The organism is Vibrio sp. 2-Bac 85, assembly GCF_037546705.1.
Taxonomy (GTDB): Bacteria; Pseudomonadota; Gammaproteobacteria; order Enterobacterales; family Psychromonadaceae; genus Psychromonas.
In genome coordinates this window covers 18,224-36,553 of the sequence record NZ_JALAAB010000015.1, presented here as the reverse complement: position 1 = coordinate 36,553, position 18,330 = coordinate 18,224, and the positions used below count along the sequence as shown (strand labels likewise).

The following is an 18,330-nucleotide window of genomic DNA, read 5'->3' as shown; positions in this document are numbered from 1 at the left end:
GAGATCATGCTAATAAATTTTTCAAGGTGAGTTTAAAAATATCTACAAGCTCATCAAGTTGTTGCACATTGGTTGATTCATTAACTTTATGAATAGTGGCATTAATAGGCCCTAACTCAACAACTTGTGCACCTGTCGGCGCAATAAAGCGTGCGTCAGATGTTCCACCACTGGTTGATAGTTCAGTGGTGATACCGTTGGTTGCTAAAATAGCTTGTGCAACTGCATCGGTTAACGATCCTGGTTCAGTGATGAAAGGTTGTCCGTTATAGGTCCAGTGTATTTCGTACTCAAATTCTGCTTTATTAAGGATCTTTTCTACTTTCTCTGTGATCATATCCGCTGTTAACTCTGTTGAGTAGCGGAAGTTACACTGCACAACTGCATCACCTGGTACAACATTGCTGGCACCTGTGCCGGAGTTGAAATTGGTGATTTGAAAGCTAGTCGCAGGGAAGTATTGATTACCTTTATCCCATTCTGTTTGTACTAATTCAGTTAAGGTTGGCGTCGCAAGGTGAATTGGATTATTAACTAGGTGTGGGTAAGCAACATGCCCCTGCGTACCTTTGAAGGTAATATCTGCCGTTAACGAACCACGTCGACCATTTTTTATTATATCGCCAACATGATTGGTGCTTGAAGGCTCGCCAACGATGCAGTAATCAATTTTTTCATTTCTTGCTTCTAATACATCAATAACACGCGTTGTTCCGTTGATAAACGGACCTTCTTCATCACTGGTGATAAGCAATGCAATAGAACCTTTATGGTCTTGATGTTCTTCAATGAAAGCTTCAAGTCCTAACATAAAGCAGGCAATACCACTTTTCATGTCGGCAGCACCACGCCCATATAACATACCATCGATGATAGTTGGTTCAAATGGAGGTGTTGCCCATTTACTTTCCGGACCTGTTGGTACTACATCAGTATGTCCTGCAAAACAAAATAAAGGAGCTTCAGTTCCTCTTCTCGCCCATAGATTTAACGTATCTTCAAATTCCATGGTTTCACAGACAAAACCAAGTTTTTCAAGACGTGCGATTAATAAGTCTTGGCATCCTGCATCTTCAGGTGTGACTGAACGACGGCTGATTAAATCCTGTAACAGGCTTACCACTGGGGAATGAGTCATTGTATTTCCTTATACAGCAAAAAATTGTTGATAGTTCTTAGCATTAAAGCCGACTATAGCCACATTATTGTGGATCACTAATGGACGTTTAATCAATGTTGGAGATTCAATAAAATAGGGACTAATGGTCTCGGCATTTAATGATTCTTTTTGTTGTTCGGTTAACACTCGGTAACTAGTACTGCGCTTATTGAGCAATTGATCCCAACTTGCTAGTTGATAAAATTGTTCTAGTAATTGGTTATCTAAACCATCTTTACGATAATCATGGAAAGTAAACGAGATATTATTTTCATTAAGCCATTTTTGGGCTTTTTTAATCGTATCGCAATTTGGGATACCGTACATTATTGTATTCATAAGAAGCACTTAAGTATTAGAATAAAAAAGATAGGGGATTGTAACAAGTAAGCAAGGAGAAGAAAAATATATAGCTGTGAATATACCTTCTATGCTGCGGATGATATTTGCATATTGAATGGCAATGGGTGTTTACGAAGACTCGTTAAGCAAAATTTGAGAAGGTCAGTTGTTTAATAATGGATAGTAATTAAAGAGATGCAGATAACAAAAGAGCCGCCTAAGCGACTCTTAATAAGAGAATATCAAAATAATTAAAAAGATTATTTAACTATTTTTAATACTACATCAGTTGCTACTTCAACAGTACCAGACATTTTTTGTAGCTCTTTAATCTCATCCATATTTGAGATCACAACAGGTGTCAAAATTGATTTTGCTTTTGCAGTTAAGAAAGCTAAATCAAATTCGATGATAGTATCACCGGCTTTAACTTTTTGACCTTCTTGAGCGATACGAGTGAAACCTTCACCTTTTAACTCAACTGTATCAATACCGAAGTGAACAAATAGCTCAATTCCCGTATCTGACTCTAATGAGAATGCGTGGTTTGTTTCAAAAATTTTACCAATTTCACCGTCACAAGGTGCAACCATTTTGTTGCCTGTTGGGCGAATTGCAATACCGTCACCAACAATTTTTTCGGCAAAAACAACATCTGGCACATCTTCAATAGCAACAATTTCACCTGAAAGTGGTGCAATGATATTAATAGTACTAGCTGTTTGTGTATTGCCTGTTACTGCTTTTTTTAAAGAATCAAAAAAACCCATATTAGTAAACTCCAAATATTTGATAAAGTACAATAAAAGGTGATGTTATATCACCTTTAAAATGAATTAGTTAACTAATTCCTTTAGCTCGATTGAAATCGTTAACTAAGGCTTCAATTTCAGCAGCAGTTGCCATTGAAAGGGCTTTATCAGCGAGTTCTTTAGCATCAGCAAAATTAGTGCTGCGAATAATTTTTTTCACGGTTGGTATTGAGATAGCACTCATAGAGAACTCATCTAATCCCATACCTAATAGCAATAGTGTTGCATGCTCGTCACCCGCTAATTCACCACACATACCCGTCCATTTTCCTGCTGCATGTGAAGCATCAATAACGGTCTTAATAATTGTTAACACCGATGGTGAAAGTGGATTATATAAATCAGAAATTAGTTCATTACCACGGTCTACAGCAAGTGTATATTGTGTTAAATCGTTTGTACCGATACTGAAGAAATCGACTTCTTTAATTAAATGATGAGCAATCGCAGCTGCTGCAGGTGTCTCAATCATTACGCCAATTTCAATTTCTTCATCAAAGGCAAGATTTTCATCACGCAATTCTGTTTTCAACAATTCTAAAATATCTTTTAGCTTGCGAACTTCTTCTACTGAAATGATCATCGGGAACATGATACGGATCTTACCAAATGCAGAAGCACGAAGTAGGGCACGTAATTGTGGGTTCATTATTTCAGGGCGGTCGAAACAAATTCGAATTGCACGCCATCCTAAGAATGGGTTTAATTCAGCAGGAAGATTTAGGTAAGGTAAGTCCTTATCACCACCAATATCCATAGTACGGATAATACAAGGTTTGCCTTCCATTGCTTCAACTACATCTTTATAAGCAACAAATTGCTCATCTTCAGTAGGTAGTTGATCGCGGTCCATGAATAAAAATTCTGTGCGGTATAAACCAACACATTCAGCGCCATTTCGTTTAGCGCCATCGGTATCTTTTACCGAACCAACATTTGACCCTACTTCTACTTGATGACCATCTAAAGTCATAGCAGGTAAGTCTTTTAATTTAGCAAGTTCAGCTTTTTCTTCTAAGAAGGCATCACGTACCAATTTAGCTTCAGCCAATTGTGTTTTATTTGGATTAATAATGATTTTATTATTCAAGGCATCAAGAATAATCATGTCACCATTTTTCACACATTTTGTAATATCATTAGTACCAACAATCGCTGGAATTTCTAATGAACGTGCCATAATTGATGTGTGTGAGGTACGGCCACCGATATCAGTGATAAAACCTAATACTTTATCAAGATTAATCTGTGCTGTCTCAGAAGGCGTTAAGTCATTAGCGACTAAAATTACTTCTTCAGCGATATCACTTAAATTAACTAATTCAATGCCTAATACATTTTTAAGTAAACGATTGCCGATATCACGGAAATCCGCAGCACGTTCACGTAAATATGGGTCATCTAATTCTTGTAACATTTGTGCATTCTCTTCCACAATCGAGTTGATTGCGAAATCAGCTGTGCACTTATTTTTTTTCATATAGGCGATGATATCTTCTTCAAGCTCTTCGTCTTCAAGGAGCATTATATGCCCTTCAAAGATAGCTTCTTTCTCTTCACCAAATGTTTCAAGCGCTTTTTGCTTGACTATTTCTAGTTGAGCTGAAGTTTTTGCTCGGCCATCAACAAATCGAGTAATTTCGTGTTCAATATTGTCTACTTTCTCAGTATTGAGAGAAATTTCGTCTTCTTGTAATAACAACGCTTTTGCAAACGTAATACCAGGGGATGCAAGTATGCCAGATATCATAACCTATCCTTAAAAAACTACTGAATTTGATCTAATAAAAGATGTTTTGAATTAAACTAAAGTTGCCATTAATTCAACTAAAGTATCAACAGCTTTTTGTTCGTCTGCGCCTTCAGCTTTGATGTTTACAGATGTACCTTGAGTTAAACCTAAAGTTTGTAGTTTGAAAAGGCTTTTAGCACTTGCAGACTTGCTGCCAACTTCAACAGAAATGTCAGATGCAAATGATTTTGCTTCCTTAACAAATTGTGCAGCAGGACGAGTATGAAGGCCATTTGGAGCAGTGATAGTTACTGTTTTTTGATACATGAGAGCACCTTATTTAAGTTTAAATGGTAATAACAATTAATTTAATGTCATTAAAAAAATAGTTATTAGCTGAAGTAAATTATAATAACAAGCTGATTAAACATAAAAAACGATAAGAAAGTTTAGACATAGGTCAATATTTGTTTGAATAAATATTCACTTTCACTTTTCTGTTAATTTTATTCAGCTTTTTGTAATTATAACAATTAAAAAATTGGATTTCATGATCCTAAATAAGACAGATAAGGTCAATGATTTTCTCTGAATAGGTGATGAAAATAAGCTATTATACGTGTGTTTGTATGTTTTTTAGTCTATGTAAGTTGTTAGGGGATTGGAAGTAAAAAAAAAGGTACTAAAAAGTACCTTTATAAAATTATAAAATTACACAATATGTAACGATTTATGCAAAGTTTTCGCCGTCAAATAGACCTGCAAATAACGCCGTTGATAAATAACGCTCACCTGAACTAGGTAGTATTACAACAATATTTTTATCTTTGAATTCTGGTTGAGCAGCTAAACGTGCTGCGGCTACAACGGCTGCTCCTGAAGAAATACCTGCTAGGATGCCTTCCTCTTCCATTAGACGACGAGCCATTGCGATTGCATCTTCATTGCTTACCGCTTCAGCTCTATCAATTAATGAGATATCTAAGTTTTTAGGAATAAATCCTGCGCCAATACCTTGTATTTTATGTGGACCCGGTTTGATCTCTTCACCAGCTAGTGTTTGAGAAATAACCGGTGAATCTGTCGGTTCTACTGCCACACTAATAATTGCTTTGCCTTGTGTTTCTTTGATGTAACGACTAACGCCAGAAATCGTACCACCAGTACCCACACCAGCTACAAATACATCTATTTCACCGTCTGTATCATTCCAAATTTCAGGACCAGTCGTTTGTTCGTGGATTTGCGGGTTAGCGGGGTTATCAAATTGGCGTAAAACTAAGTATTTTCCTGGCGCTGATGCTGCTAGCTCTTCCGCTTTATTGATTGCGCCTTTCATGCCTAGTGCGCCTTCAGTCAATACTAAGTTTGCGCCTAATGCTTTTAATAATTTACGACGCTCAATACTCATTGTATTTGGCATTGTTAGTGTGATTTTATAACCACGTGCAGCTGCAACAAAAGCAAGTGCGATACCAGTATTACCGCTTGTTGCTTCAACTAATTCAACACCTTTAGTTAATGTGCCATCTTTTTCCGCTGCATCAATCATGTTAGCGCCGATGCGATCTTTAACGCTGAAACTTGGGTTACGACTTTCAACCTTTACAAATACATTACCTGTAGTCACATTGTTTAAACGTACTAACGGCGTATGACCGATGGTTTGTGAATTATCGCTAAAAATCTTACTCATAATGATGTTCCTATCCGTTGGGTTATTTAATAATTAGTTCTTGATAGCATATCTAATGTTTGTAAATGGGGAAGTGAAATTTTGTTATACCATATAGGTTTTTGAGATAAGTTGTATTTTAGAGGGGGAAGATAAGTTAAAAGCGTGATTCGAAACCAATTAAAGCTTGGCTTGCACCGTAACCTGGTAGGTTTCTATTAGAAATCAATACTTTGATTTTACTGTAAGGGGATGTTTGAAAGCTAATACCGGCTCCAAGAGATAGTTCACTATTATAAATATCGAGGGCTTCGGAGTTTTCAATATATTCATATAAAGTACGGCCTGGTGACATATCTCGATGATTATCGTTACTAGGATCAGAGAACTTTCCAAATATCTCAAATTGAACTAATTGGCTGTTATTTGAAATGAACGGAACTGAAATTATTTCGTATTGTTTACTTTTTTTAAAGGTACTGTCTTTGATAGAAGTGTCGAAAGTTATGCGTTGATAAAAACCATTGAATGCAGAATCGAGGTAGTGATAAGTTGCTTCTGAAATATAATAAAATGAAGAGAAGGGCTTCTCCAAAAAATTAACTTTTTTCATGCTTAACTGGTAATCCAGTTGTAGTTGATTTTGGTTATTATCTTGAGCAAAACTAACACTTGGAGTGACTAAGTAACTTAGCACCAATATTGTTAATTTTACTGAAGGTAACTTTAATCCAGACCACATACTCAACTTGATCGCTCCTTGATCTTCTTAATCCTAGTATGACAATTGCAGCACTTTGCTGTTAATCATTAATTGTAGAGTAATTTTGTTATTTTTTAACCATTTTCATTCAAAAACTCTAGATAATGTCCCAGTTTTTGTAAGATCTCTATCTTTTCAGCACTATGTTGATGCTCGATCGCCAAGATATTAAGACGTTCTACATAGTCATTAGTATGATCAATCAGATAAGCTTCTCTATGTCTAGCCCACTTTTGTTGCTCTTCAATCGTCAGCGTTTGAGGATAATTTCTCGCTTTATATCGCCACCAAAGTGTAGCCAAGTTAGGATCGTCAAAATTAACTTCATGATTGATTATTTGCTGTGGAGAAAGAGCACAAATCGTTTTTGCTTGTTGTTTATCATTAGCCGTTGGAAAACCACCAGAATAGAGTTTTTGCTCTGGCTGCTGTTCCTTATTAATTTTGGCATCAGTATTAAATACTGATATCAGCTTCTCTACTAGCTGTCTGTTTGCCGAGAAAAAGTCCATAGAAAGGCGACATTGTTTAGCATCGACACCCAATTCTTTAGCTCTTTCTGCGGTTAATGTTTTTGCACTAGCAACGATTGGACATTTATTAATATGAATAAGCTTTATAGGAGGTCTATTAATACCTTCAGGTAAATCATCCGTAGCGGTATATAAATAGGTTTGTAATTGTTCTACCGTTAAAGCAGCCAACTGTGAAAGATCTTTATTTAAATCAAGCACAATAACCGCATTGTTATTTGTCGGATGTTGCGCGATCGGAAGAATATAAGAACAACAACCCTGTAGCGCAGAAAACATGCCGGAAATATGCACTAATGGTGTAAAAGTACCGAGCTTAAGTTGTTCTAAAACTTTATTTTTTTGTCTCAGGCTATAACAATATTCGTATAATTTAGGGTGCGTGTCCTTGATCAGTTTTGCCATCGCAATCGTGGCATAAACATCAGACATTGCATCATGTGCTTGTTGATGAGTTATCTCATTTGCTTTAGTTAATAACTCTAATCTAAAGCTTGGTGCATCATTGTCATCAAATACCCACTCAATACCTTCCGGCCTAAGGGCATAACATGCGCGTACCATGTCGATAATATCCCAACGCGAACAGCCATTTTGCCACTCTCTTTGGTAAGGATCGTGAAAATTTCGGTACAAAGTAAAGCGTGTAACTTCATCATCAAAACGAATATTGTTGTAACCAACAACACAGGTTTGGGGTTGTTGGAATTGTTGCAATATGTTGAATATAAATTGATTTTCAAATTCACCATGTTGTAAAGCATGTTGAGGCGTTATTCCTGTCACTAAACAGGCCTCTGGTGCAGGTAAATAATCATTCGGTGGGCGGCAATACCACTCGTAAGGTTCTGAAATAATATTTAAATCAAGATCCGTTCGAATTCCTGCAAATTGAGAAGGGCGGTCAGTGCCAGGGTTCAATCCAAATGTTTCATAATCGTGCCAAAAAAGGCTTGGAGATGCTTGATTCATATTCTTATATCCAAAATGTTCAGTTGTTATATTGTGGCTAATTTGATCCTAAAAAGCGAATCAATTGAACTTAATGCGGTTGAATAATAAGTATTTACGAAACAATCATAATTTTTCAATACAATTAAGCTGATGCTCTTTGTATATGAAGGTTTTGTTGATGAATCGTGAGAATTGATCTAAAAAGTGACTGTTCTGTTATTGGACGTTGTTAGATGTTATTGAATGTTGCTCAATGTTATTTTTATGTTGCTTTAGATGGTCTCACTTTCATCTTTTAGTGTATTAATTACAGTTTGGTTACTAAAGCACTAAAAATAACTTGTCTTTTTAAATGTTTTTCTTCATGTAAAACATTTTAATAATGGGTAAACAGTAATGTGTCATGAATGTCATTCGAGTGATTTTTTATTCTAAGAATAAGTTAAATGCGTTCATTTCAAGAATTAGTCGTCAATAACGACTTAGATTTAGAGATAAAAAAAAGCAACTTTAAACGATAAAAGCACGATTATATCCCGTAAATTTTGTAGCGAGTATTTAGCGTATTTACATATAGAGTTGAAATTAGATCTGGCACTTTGCTTGAGTAACTGCTTTGGTTATCGTACCGAGGGTTAGCTTTAACTAGTTTTTAATACTATTACAGATACAAAAAGCTGCACTAGGTAGGCTTTATAATGCTAACTAATTAAACTTATTTAGCGTCATTTGCTATAGGAGTGAGATTAGGTTTAGAACTTTGTTTTTATGTAATGTTAAACCGTTAGATTTCGTAATCGGAGCAAGATCCAACTACAAGAAGTTAGCTTTAACATAAATTACAGATACAAAAAAACCTGCACTAGGCAGGCTTTTATAAATTCTATTTAAACAAACTTATTTAGAGATAAGAGCGATTAAGTCTAGAACTTTATTTGAGTAACCGATTTCGTTATCGTACCAAGATACAACTTTAACGAATTTGTCAGTTAGTGCAACACCAGCTTTAGCGTCGAAGATTGAAGTCAATGTTTCACCATTGAAGTCAGTTGAAACAACAGCATCTTCAGTGTAACCAAGAACACCAGCCATTTCGCCTTCAGAAGCAGCTTTCATTGCAGCACAAATTTCTTCGTATGTAGCAGCTGTTTTAAGGTTAACAGTTAAGTCAACAACAGAAACGTTAGCAGTTGGTACACGGAAAGCCATACCTGTTAGAAGACCGTTTAGTTCTGGAAGAACTTTACCTACAGCTTTAGCTGCACCAGTTGAAGATGGAATGATGTTTTGAGAAGCACCACGACCACCGCGCCAGTCTTTCATTGAAGGACCGTCAACAGTTTTTTGAGTAGCAGTTGTTGCATGAACAGTCGTCATTAGACCAGATTCAATGCCCCATTTGTCGTTAAGTACTTTAGCAACAGGTGCTAAACAGTTAGTAGTACAAGAAGCGTTAGAAACGATATCTTGACCAGCGTAAGCTGCAAAGTTTACACCGTTAACGAACATTGGTACGTCACCAGAAGGACCAGTTAAAACAACTTTTTTAGCGCCAGCAGTAATGTGCTTACGAGCTGTTTCGTCAGTAAGGAAAAGACCAGTTGCTTCAGCTACTACGTCAACGCCAGCAGCATCCCATTTTAGATCTTCAGGGTTACGCTCTGCAGTTACACGTACAGTGTTACCATTTACGATTAGGTTACCGTCTTTAACTTCAACAGTACCGTTGAAACGTCCGTGAGTTGAGTCATATTTAAGCATGTAAGCCATGTATTCAACGTCGATTAAGTCATTGATTGCAACAACTTGAATATCATCACGTTCACATGATGCACGGAATACGAAACGGCCGATACGACCGAAGCCGTTAATACCTACTTTAATTGTCATTTTATTGTTCCTTATGGAGGTTTGATTTTAAACTTGTCATCATTATAAGCGTCAAAAACGCCAACGACTTGATGTTAGTCAAGTTATAAGCTCTGAAAACACATTTTTTGTTTGATTAAACCTTTTAAAGTATTTAATTAAAAATTAGTGTGTTTTTTTGAACTGGTATCACAGTAATTAAATTACACGAGCATATTAAGGGCAATTCTAGAGAAAATAAAGAAAAACCATGATTAAAGTGCGATTTCAATAAGTCAATACCTAACTGTAATAATATGATTACTTTTATTTCACTATATTGGTGCTTTTTATTCTTTTTTTGTTAGTAAATTTCATTTTATGAATAACAGTGCGTTATTTAATCACGGTTTTTAGTGTGTGAGATTGCCCTGATTCAACTAATACACCTTGTTTTGAAGTAATTGCTGATTCAATACACATCATTGTTTGGTAACCATCATCTGGCATATCAGCAAATGCAATTGCACCTTTTATCCACGGATTCCAAACTACCACAGAGTCATTACCGGTGTTAGTCACTATTATTTTACGTTCATTATTTGCGTCATTAACAATAACATCACCTTCGTTGATTGCATAAATTGAATCAATAGGACCATCTATAGGTAATGTTTTTTCTGCATTCTTCTGTTTTCCTTCATCTAAGGAATCAGAATAAGTCGATGCTAAACCATCAATAGTACATTGAGTGATATCAGCAACACATAAGTAAGAGTGCAAAGCACCACCATACTTGAAAGTATCGGTACCGGTATTTTGGGTAATTAGTGACAGTTCAACGTGGTCAGACAAAGAAGCTTTCAACGTTAATGTAAAATCATGATCCCAAATCGCTTTAGTTACTTCATTAGCTGATAGTGTGAATTCAAGGTCAATTGCATCGGATGTCTCATCGATAATTGATACAGCCCACTTGCTGGTACGAGCAAAGCCATGCCCTGGTAATTTTTTGCTAAGGCTTTCTTCGGTATTACCAAACCAAGGCCAACAAACAGGCACACCACCACGAATTGCTTTTTTATCATCAAACAAAGCCGTTTTGCTTAAATAAATAAGCGGTGCTTGCTGTTTTGCTTGGAAGTGAATCAAATGTGCGCCATGTAAGGTAAATGCAGCATCAAATTTGGGGTGATTAATAATAATAAACTCAAAGCCTTTACTGTCCACTTGAAGTGAAACCTGTTCAGAGAGAGTTTTTGTTGTGTTAAGTCTCAAATGTGAAATCATTTTTGTTCCCTATGTCATGAATTGTATGAAGTTCAGTTATGTTTTATTCATTCTACTATATTGTTTATTTAAATTAGTGAGCTAAATCATTTGCGAAGCTTGTTAATATAAAAGTGAAACAAATTTTGATATGGTTTTGAAAAGTAAATTATAAACATGCATAAGATTTAATATTTTTAGTAAAATAACTATTTGATTAAGTTATTATCCACTGATGAATTCGTTATAAATTTTATCTATTTTGTTACACATTCATTTTTAATATTAAAATCTAGCGATAAATTAACCATACATAGGTGTTTTATGAATAGTTCTGCATTAGAGTCGTTTATGCAATTGAAAGGGATTGATCCAAATTTTGTTGATGCGTGGGGAGCGCCTGCAACTGTTCTTGATGAAAGTATTAAAAATATTATCAATCATATGGGGTTTGATGCTTCGGATGAGCAAGCACTATCTGCACATTATGAAGAACAAGAAACACAACATTGGTTGAGACTACTCGCTCCTGTATCAGTGCAACAGCAGGCATCGGAATATCAACTTGAGGTGCATCTGCCTATTGATTTTGTTACCGATCCTCTTATTTACAGAATCATCATGGAAGATGGTCAACAAATAGATACAACAATTACTGCAACAGATTTCCCACTATTAGGTAATAAAGATATAGGTGATGTTGAATTTCAACTATATCAAGTTACTTTACCCACTGAGTTAGCCATCGGTTATCATCAACTCAATTTATTGGAACAGGGTAATGATGAACCATTAGCTAATATGGCTTTAATTATTACTCCAAGTGCTTGTTTTACGCCGAAGGCGATGCAAGAAGGTAAAAAACTATGGGGCACGAGTGTTCAACTATATTGTTTGAAAAGTCAAAATAACTGGGGGATTGGTGATTTCTCAGACTTGAAGTCATTATTGACTAAAACAGCACAAAGCGGTGGCGACTTTATCGGCTTAAACCCAATCCATGCGCTTAGCCCTGCACAACCTAACAATGCGAGTCCCTACAGTCCTTCATCACGTAAGTGGTTAAATATCCTTTATACCGATATTCATGCGGTTCCTGAATTTGAACATTGCAAAACGTTAAAAGATAAATTAGCAACCAGTGATTTTCAGCAACAATTAAGTTCGCTGCGAGCGACTGAATGGGTAGATTACGAGAATGTTACTGCATTAAAATTGAGTGCATTACGAGACTTGTTTGCAACCTTAAATGATGGACAATCGGTAAATAATCTACGTTTGCAGGCACTTAATAAGTTTGTAGAAGAAAAGGGCGATTCATTAAAGCAGCAAGCTGCTTTCGATGCTCTGCAGTTTAAGTTTTTGGCTGAAAACGAGCAAGCTTGGGGATGGCCTGTATGGCCGGAAGGTTTTCAATCATTCGCTACACCTGAAACCCAACAATGGTGCTTAGAAAATGAAGCTGAAATTTTATTTTGGTGTTATTGCCAATGGCTCACAGAAACGCAATTAGCAGAAGCTGATGAACTTGCAAAATCATTAGGCATGACTCTAGGTATTTATCGTGATCTGGCCGTTGGCGTGAGTAAGAATAGCAGTGAAATATGGGCTAATCATGAACTTTATTATGAAAATATTAGTATTGGTGCGCCACCTGATATTTTAGGTCCTTTAGGTCAAAGTTGGGGACTACCTCCTCTATCTCCAGATAAGTTATATGAAACTGGCTATCAACCTTTTATTGAATTACTACAATCAAATATGAGTCATTGTGGCGCATTACGTATTGACCATGTGATGGCTCTATTAAGACTTTGGTGGGTTCCTGAAGGTGCACCTGCTGGTTGTGGTGCTTATATTTATTACAATATTTATGACATGTTAAATTTATTGGCATTAGAAAGTGTGCGTAATCAATGTCTAGTTATTGGTGAAGATTTAGGGACCGTTCCTGATGGTATGGATGAACTACTTAAAGAAGCCGGCGTTTATTCTTATAAAGTGTTTTTCTTTGAGCAAGCTGAAGATGGCGGTTTTCTATCCCCATCCCATTATATTCAACAGGCGATGGCTACGTTATCAACCCATGATATGCCGACAATTAAAGGATATTGGCATTGTGAAGATCTGTATTTAGGCAAAAGTTTAGGTTTATATCCAGACCCCGCTGTGTTGGAAAAGCTATTTCGTGACCGTGTAGAGTGCAAGCAACAGATTCTCGATAGCTTACATGGGCATGGTAGTTTACCTGAAAATTACAACCGAGACGCCAATACTACTGGCATGGATCAAGTATTGAACTTTGCGTTACAAAAACACCTTGCGGCGGGCAGTGCTTCATTGTTAAGTTTGCAGCTAGAAGATTTTTTAGAAATGGATCAACCAGTTAATGTGCCTGGCACAAGCGATGAATATAAAAACTGGCAACGGAAATTATCTAAAAATTTAGACGCTATTTTTGCTGACTCAGCTATTCAGTGCCTATTGAAAGATTTGACAGAAGCAAGATCTAAATAATCAGACATTAGGCTAAATAAACTTCGGATTAGGTATTTAAAATGACTAAAAAAACAACGTCAAAGAAAGTGTCACCAAAGAAATCACCGGTAAAAGCAACATCTGATCAAAAAGCAGTTGCTGCAAAAGTGCCTGCAACTATTAAAACGATGCCATTAAAGCATGAACTTTTAGGATCACTTAAGGAAGCGCGATTAGCCAATCCTTTTGAGCAATTAGGGTTAATTAAAAATCCAATTAGTGATGGTTTCTTGTTACGTGCTTGGCTGCCTGATGCGACTTCAGTTTCATTTTCTGCTCTTGATGATAGCGGTATTTCTGGTGAATTATTAAAAGTCTACGAAGATGGTTTATTTGAAATTAACTTACCGCAAGTAACCGATAAATTTGTTTATCAGTTAGATGCTCAATATAAAAGTGGTAGTCATCAATTCATCGACCCCTATCAGTTTCATGAGATTGCATTTGATGGTTTATCTACTTTGCATGAAGCACCACAAAATGTTTACCATACGTTAGGCGCTCAATTAAAAACAGTGACTGTTGACGGTGTTGAAGTTAGTGGTGTTAGGTTTATTGTATATGCACCCAATGCAAGTAGTGTCAGTCTTATTTCTGCTGAAAATCATTGGGATGGACAACGTAATCCTATGCAACGCAGTTGGTGCGGGCATTGGGTGTTATTTATCCCTGGTTTAGCTGCTGGTTGTGCTTATAAATTTGAACTCAAAGATGGACTAGGTAATCGTTTACCGCATAAAGCCGATCCAGTTGGTTTTCAAGCTGAATTATATCCTTCTCATTCATCAATTGTGGTTGACCATGATGCTTACCAATGGAATGACGATGCATGGCGTGCTTCGCAGTTAGGTGATAAACGCTACGCTGCCATGAGTATCTATGAAGTGCACTTAGGCTCGTGGAAACGCAAAAATGAAAATGGTCATGAACGCATGCTCACCTATCGTGAATTGGCGTCTGACTTGTTACCTTACTTAGTTGAGATGGGATATACACATTTAGAAGTGTTGCCTATTTCAGAGTTTCCTTTCGACGGCTCGTGGGGATATCAACCGGTAGGTTTATTTGCTGCTACCAGTCGTTTCGGTGATGCAGATGATCTTAAATACTTTATTGACCAATGTCACCAAGCTGGCATCGGCGTTATTGTTGACTGGGTACCTGCACATTTCCCATCAGACCCCCATGGATTAGCACGCTTCGACGGTACTCCACTTTATGAATACGAAGATCCACGTCGTGGTTGGCACCCAGATTGGAATTCTTATATCTATGATTTTGGTCGTGACAATGTGCGTCAATTCTTAGTTGCAAGTGCTTTGATTTGGCTTGATAAATTCCATGTTGATGGATTACGTGTTGATGCCGTTGCCTCTATGTTGTATTGGGATTACTCTCGCGAAGAGGGTGAGTGGGTACCGAATGTTGATGGCGGGAATCATAACTATGAAGCGATCAGCTTATTAAAATGGTTTAACGAAGAAGTTTATAAACAATATCCTCACGCAATGACCATTGCTGAAGAGTCGACAGCTTTCTCTGGTGTTTCAAAGCCTACTTTTGATGGCGGACTTGGATTTGGCTTCAAATGGAATATGGGTTGGATGCACGATACATTAAGTTATATGCAGCAAGATCCTATGTACCGTAAATATCATCACCATGAAATGACTTTTGCGATGGTTTATCACTACAATGAACATTTTGTTTTACCAATATCACACGATGAAGTCGTACATGGTAAGAAAAGTATGTTAGAAAAAATGCCTGGTGATGAATGGCAGGGTGCTGCTAACTTGCGTGCCTATATGGGTTATATGTACGGCCACCCTGGTAAGAAACTAAACTTTATGGGCGGGGAGATCGCGCAAGCTCGTGAATGGAACCATAACCAAAGTTTAGATTGGGACCTATTATCTTATGATAAACATAAGGGCCAAAAACAACTTATTTGTGACTTGAACCATTTTTATAAAAGTCACAGTGCAATGTATGAATCTGACTATGAGCCACAGGGATTTGCTTGGTTAGACCACAGTGATGGTGAAAATAGCGTTGTTTCGTTTATTCGTTATAACATTGCTAAAACCGAACATGTTATCTGTGTGAGTAACTTCACTCCTGTACCGCGTGAGCGTTACCGTCTACCCGTTGATGAAGCCGGCCAGTACGAAGTCGTTTTAAATACTGATAGTGAATATTATTGGGGTAGTAATTACCAAATGGGAGACCAAATGGGTGTCTTTAATAGTGAAGATTACCCTTGGCAGGGTAAAGATCATTCTATTGTGTTAAACTTGCCTCCATTATCGACAGTGTATTTGAAGAAAAAAGGATCGTAAGTGTCAGGAAAAAAAATGGAATTGGCTACACAAATAGATGCTAAAGAGCATCTATTTGTTAGTTTTACGGGGAAGAACTATCCCTTAGGAGCAACCTTAGACAAACAAGGTTGCAACTTCTCAGTGCATTGCCAGGAAGGGAAGCGTGTTGAATTATGTCTATTTGATAAAAATGAAAATCAAATTGATAGTTTTTTTCTCATACCTGCTCATTCACATCTTTGGCATATTTATTTAGAAGGTGTAACGGCCGGGCAGATGTATGGTTACCGTGTCTACGGTGAGTATCAACCTAAAAATGGGCTGTTATTCAATGATAAAAACTTATTAATTGATCCATACACCAAATGCCTAAGTAAAATTCAACACAGTTTTGTGCAATCACAAAGCGATTATAATGATGCCTATGTAGCTAAATCAGTGGTGGTTGATGACCATTTTGATTGGCAGAATGTAGAAAAACCTGCAATAGAAGAACAACATCGTATTTTATACGAAGTGCATACTAAAGGTTTTACTCGAACCAACCCCAATATTCCTTTGCCAATGCGCGGCAAGTATCGAGGTTTATCACACCCTGAAAGCATCAAACATTACCAATCTCTAGGCGTGACCAGTTTACAAATCATGCCGGTGTTTAGTTTTGTCAGTGAACCACGTTTAAAAAAACTAGGGTTGACCAATTATTGGGGATATAACCCAATCAACTTCTTTGCACCTGAAACTCGTTACGCCCAATATGATGCGATTGCTGAGTTCAAAACTATGGTGCGTGAACTTCATGCAGCTAACATTGAAGTTATTTTAGATGTTGTTTTTAATCATACTGCAGAATCAGGTAGTGATGGTTTGATTCTGAGTTTTAAAGGCTTTGATAATAAACAATATTATACCTTTGAAAACAGTAAACTGGGGCTTGATTATCAGCGATACAGTAATCACTCTGGTTGTGGTAATACGGTTAATTTAGATTTTAGTTGGTCATTAAAGATCACTATGGATGCATTACGTTACTGGGTAACAGAAATGCAAGTTGATGGCTTTAGATTTGACTTGGCGGTTACCTTAGCGCGTGAAGCACAAGGCTTTACAGAGAGAAGTGCCTTTTTCAAAGCATTATTACAAGATCCTGTGTTAAGTGATGTGATTTTGATTGCTGAACCTTGGGATATTGGACCGGGCGGATACCGTTTAGGCGCATTCCCTGAACAATGGAAAGAGTGTAACGATCGTTATCGCGATACAATGCGTTCTTTTTGGCGAGGTGATACCGGGATCGTCTCTGAAGTGGCAATGCGTCTTCTAGGCTCACATGACTTCTTTCCAATTGGACTACGTACCAATACCACTAGTGTTAATTATATCTGTTATCACGATGGATTCACCTTGGATGATATGGTGTCTTTTCAAGACCGTCATAACCAAGACAATGGTGAAAACAATCGAGATGGTCATGGCCATAACCTATCAGCTAATTATGGCTGTGAAGGGCCAACTAAAGATGCGCGTATCAACACATTAAGACAGCAACAAAAACGTAATATGATTGCGACATTATTTTTATCTCAAGGCACACCGCATTTTTTATCCGGTGACGAGATGGGTAACCATCAATCTGGTAACAATAATGCTTATTGTCAAGATAACCAAATTAGTTGGATTAACTGGGACCAAAGTAAAGCAGATTTAGCCTTATTTAAATTCACTTCTCAATTGATCGCGTTACGTAAAAGTTCTCGTTTATTTGGTGATTTGATATTAAATGACGATGAGTTAGTGAGTGATCAAGTGCAATGGTATCATCCAGATGGTTATGTGATGGGACAGTCTGATTGGCATGCCTCTAACTCACAAGCTCTTGCTGTAGAGTTAAAAGAAGCGGATCCTGCTGGTGAACATTGGCATTTAATCTTGAATGCATCAACTTATCAAATTGCTTGTCAACTTCCTGAGTTACCTGACAATAAAGATTGGTATGAAGTAATGGATACTAACTGTCCTAGCGGAGAATTGATTGAAGACCCTAAAAAAGTAGTCAGTCCTGTATTTGCAAAAGCACACTCTATTTTATTATTTAAAGCTAAATTAAGAGATTAATAGCTAAAAAATAAAGTCTTCTTATGCGAATATAAAACTTATAAAAATGCCTTAAACATTTTTTATCTTAATTATTGTTAATAATAGATAACTAAAAGTTTAAGGCGTTTTTGATGGTGATAAATCGTATTCACTTCATTGAATATAAGTCCCCGCAAGATATCCACCTTTCAGTTTATCCTTTGTATTATTTTTTAGATTCGTCCATTGTTCAAAACCCTTTTGTTATGATTCTCATTCAACTACTGTTTGTTATAAAAAGCCGA

At 36.8% G+C, this 18,330-nt stretch carries 13 protein-coding genes; 3 read left to right on the top strand and 10 right to left on the bottom strand.

All coding sequences use genetic code 11. From position 1 onward, the window contains the following. Positions 1-4 precede the first annotated feature (4 nt). From dapE to MT390_RS14665, 10 genes are all read right to left on the bottom strand, one after another. On the bottom strand, positions 5-1,138 hold the full coding sequence (dapE, locus tag MT390_RS14710) for a succinyl-diaminopimelate desuccinylase (protein WP_166372475.1): 1,134 nt from the start codon (positions 1,136-1,138) through the stop codon (positions 5-7). 9 nt (positions 1,139-1,147) lie between these two features. After that, complete coding sequence (locus MT390_RS14705; protein ID WP_499441916.1) at positions 1,148-1,498, bottom strand: ArsC family reductase; 351 nt, start codon at positions 1,496-1,498, stop codon at positions 1,148-1,150. Positions 1,499-1,761: 263 nt separating this feature from the next. Next, complete coding sequence (gene crr / locus MT390_RS14700; protein WP_028867124.1) at positions 1,762-2,271, bottom strand: PTS glucose transporter subunit IIA; 510 nt, start codon at positions 2,269-2,271, stop codon at positions 1,762-1,764. 70 nt (positions 2,272-2,341) lie between these two features. Then, positions 2,342-4,063 (bottom strand): phosphoenolpyruvate-protein phosphotransferase PtsI, encoded by a 1,722-nt coding sequence (ptsI, locus tag MT390_RS14695; protein WP_499441915.1) that lies wholly within the window; start codon positions 4,061-4,063, stop codon positions 2,342-2,344. A 51-nt stretch (positions 4,064-4,114) separates the two neighbouring features. Beyond that, positions 4,115-4,372, bottom strand: coding sequence for an HPr family phosphocarrier protein (locus tag MT390_RS14690; protein WP_113818788.1), 258 nt, complete (start codon positions 4,370-4,372; stop codon positions 4,115-4,117). 403 nt (positions 4,373-4,775) lie between these two features. Continuing rightward, positions 4,776-5,741 carry a cysteine synthase A gene (gene cysK / locus MT390_RS14685; protein WP_499441914.1) on the bottom strand — a complete coding sequence of 322 codons (966 nt, stop codon included), beginning with the start codon at positions 5,739-5,741 and terminating at the stop codon, positions 4,776-4,778. A gap of 136 nt (positions 5,742-5,877) precedes the next feature. Further along, a complete protein-coding gene (locus MT390_RS14680; RefSeq protein WP_499441913.1) occupies positions 5,878-6,462 on the bottom strand; it encodes a hypothetical protein in 585 nt (194 codons plus the stop codon). 95 nt (positions 6,463-6,557) lie between these two features. After that, positions 6,558-7,988, bottom strand: coding sequence for an exodeoxyribonuclease I (sbcB, locus tag MT390_RS14675; RefSeq protein WP_166372480.1), 1,431 nt, complete (start codon positions 7,986-7,988; stop codon positions 6,558-6,560). Between the two features lie 879 nt (positions 7,989-8,867). Beyond that, positions 8,868-9,860 carry a type I glyceraldehyde-3-phosphate dehydrogenase gene (gene gap, locus MT390_RS14670; protein ID WP_166372481.1) on the bottom strand — a complete coding sequence of 331 codons (993 nt, stop codon included), beginning with the start codon at positions 9,858-9,860 and terminating at the stop codon, positions 8,868-8,870. A gap of 354 nt (positions 9,861-10,214) precedes the next feature. Continuing rightward, a complete protein-coding gene (locus MT390_RS14665; RefSeq protein WP_499441911.1) occupies positions 10,215-11,108 on the bottom strand; it encodes a D-hexose-6-phosphate mutarotase in 894 nt (297 codons plus the stop codon). Between the two features lie 303 nt (positions 11,109-11,411). Here MT390_RS14665 and malQ point away from each other — a divergent pair, with 303 nt between their 5' ends. The 3 genes from malQ (at position 11,412) to glgX (ending at position 18,064) form a co-directional block, all read left to right on the top strand. After that, a complete protein-coding gene (gene malQ, locus MT390_RS14660; protein WP_499441909.1) occupies positions 11,412-13,604 on the top strand; it encodes a 4-alpha-glucanotransferase in 2,193 nt (730 codons plus the stop codon). A 149-nt stretch (positions 13,605-13,753) separates the two neighbouring features. After that, on the top strand, positions 13,754-15,967 hold the full coding sequence (glgB, locus tag MT390_RS14655; RefSeq protein WP_499441989.1) for a 1,4-alpha-glucan branching protein GlgB: 2,214 nt from the start codon (positions 13,754-13,756) through the stop codon (positions 15,965-15,967). After that, entirely contained in the window at positions 15,968-18,064 is a 2,097-nt protein-coding gene (gene glgX, locus MT390_RS14650; RefSeq protein WP_499441907.1) for a glycogen debranching protein GlgX, read from the top strand. Positions 18,065-18,330 lie beyond the last annotated feature (266 nt).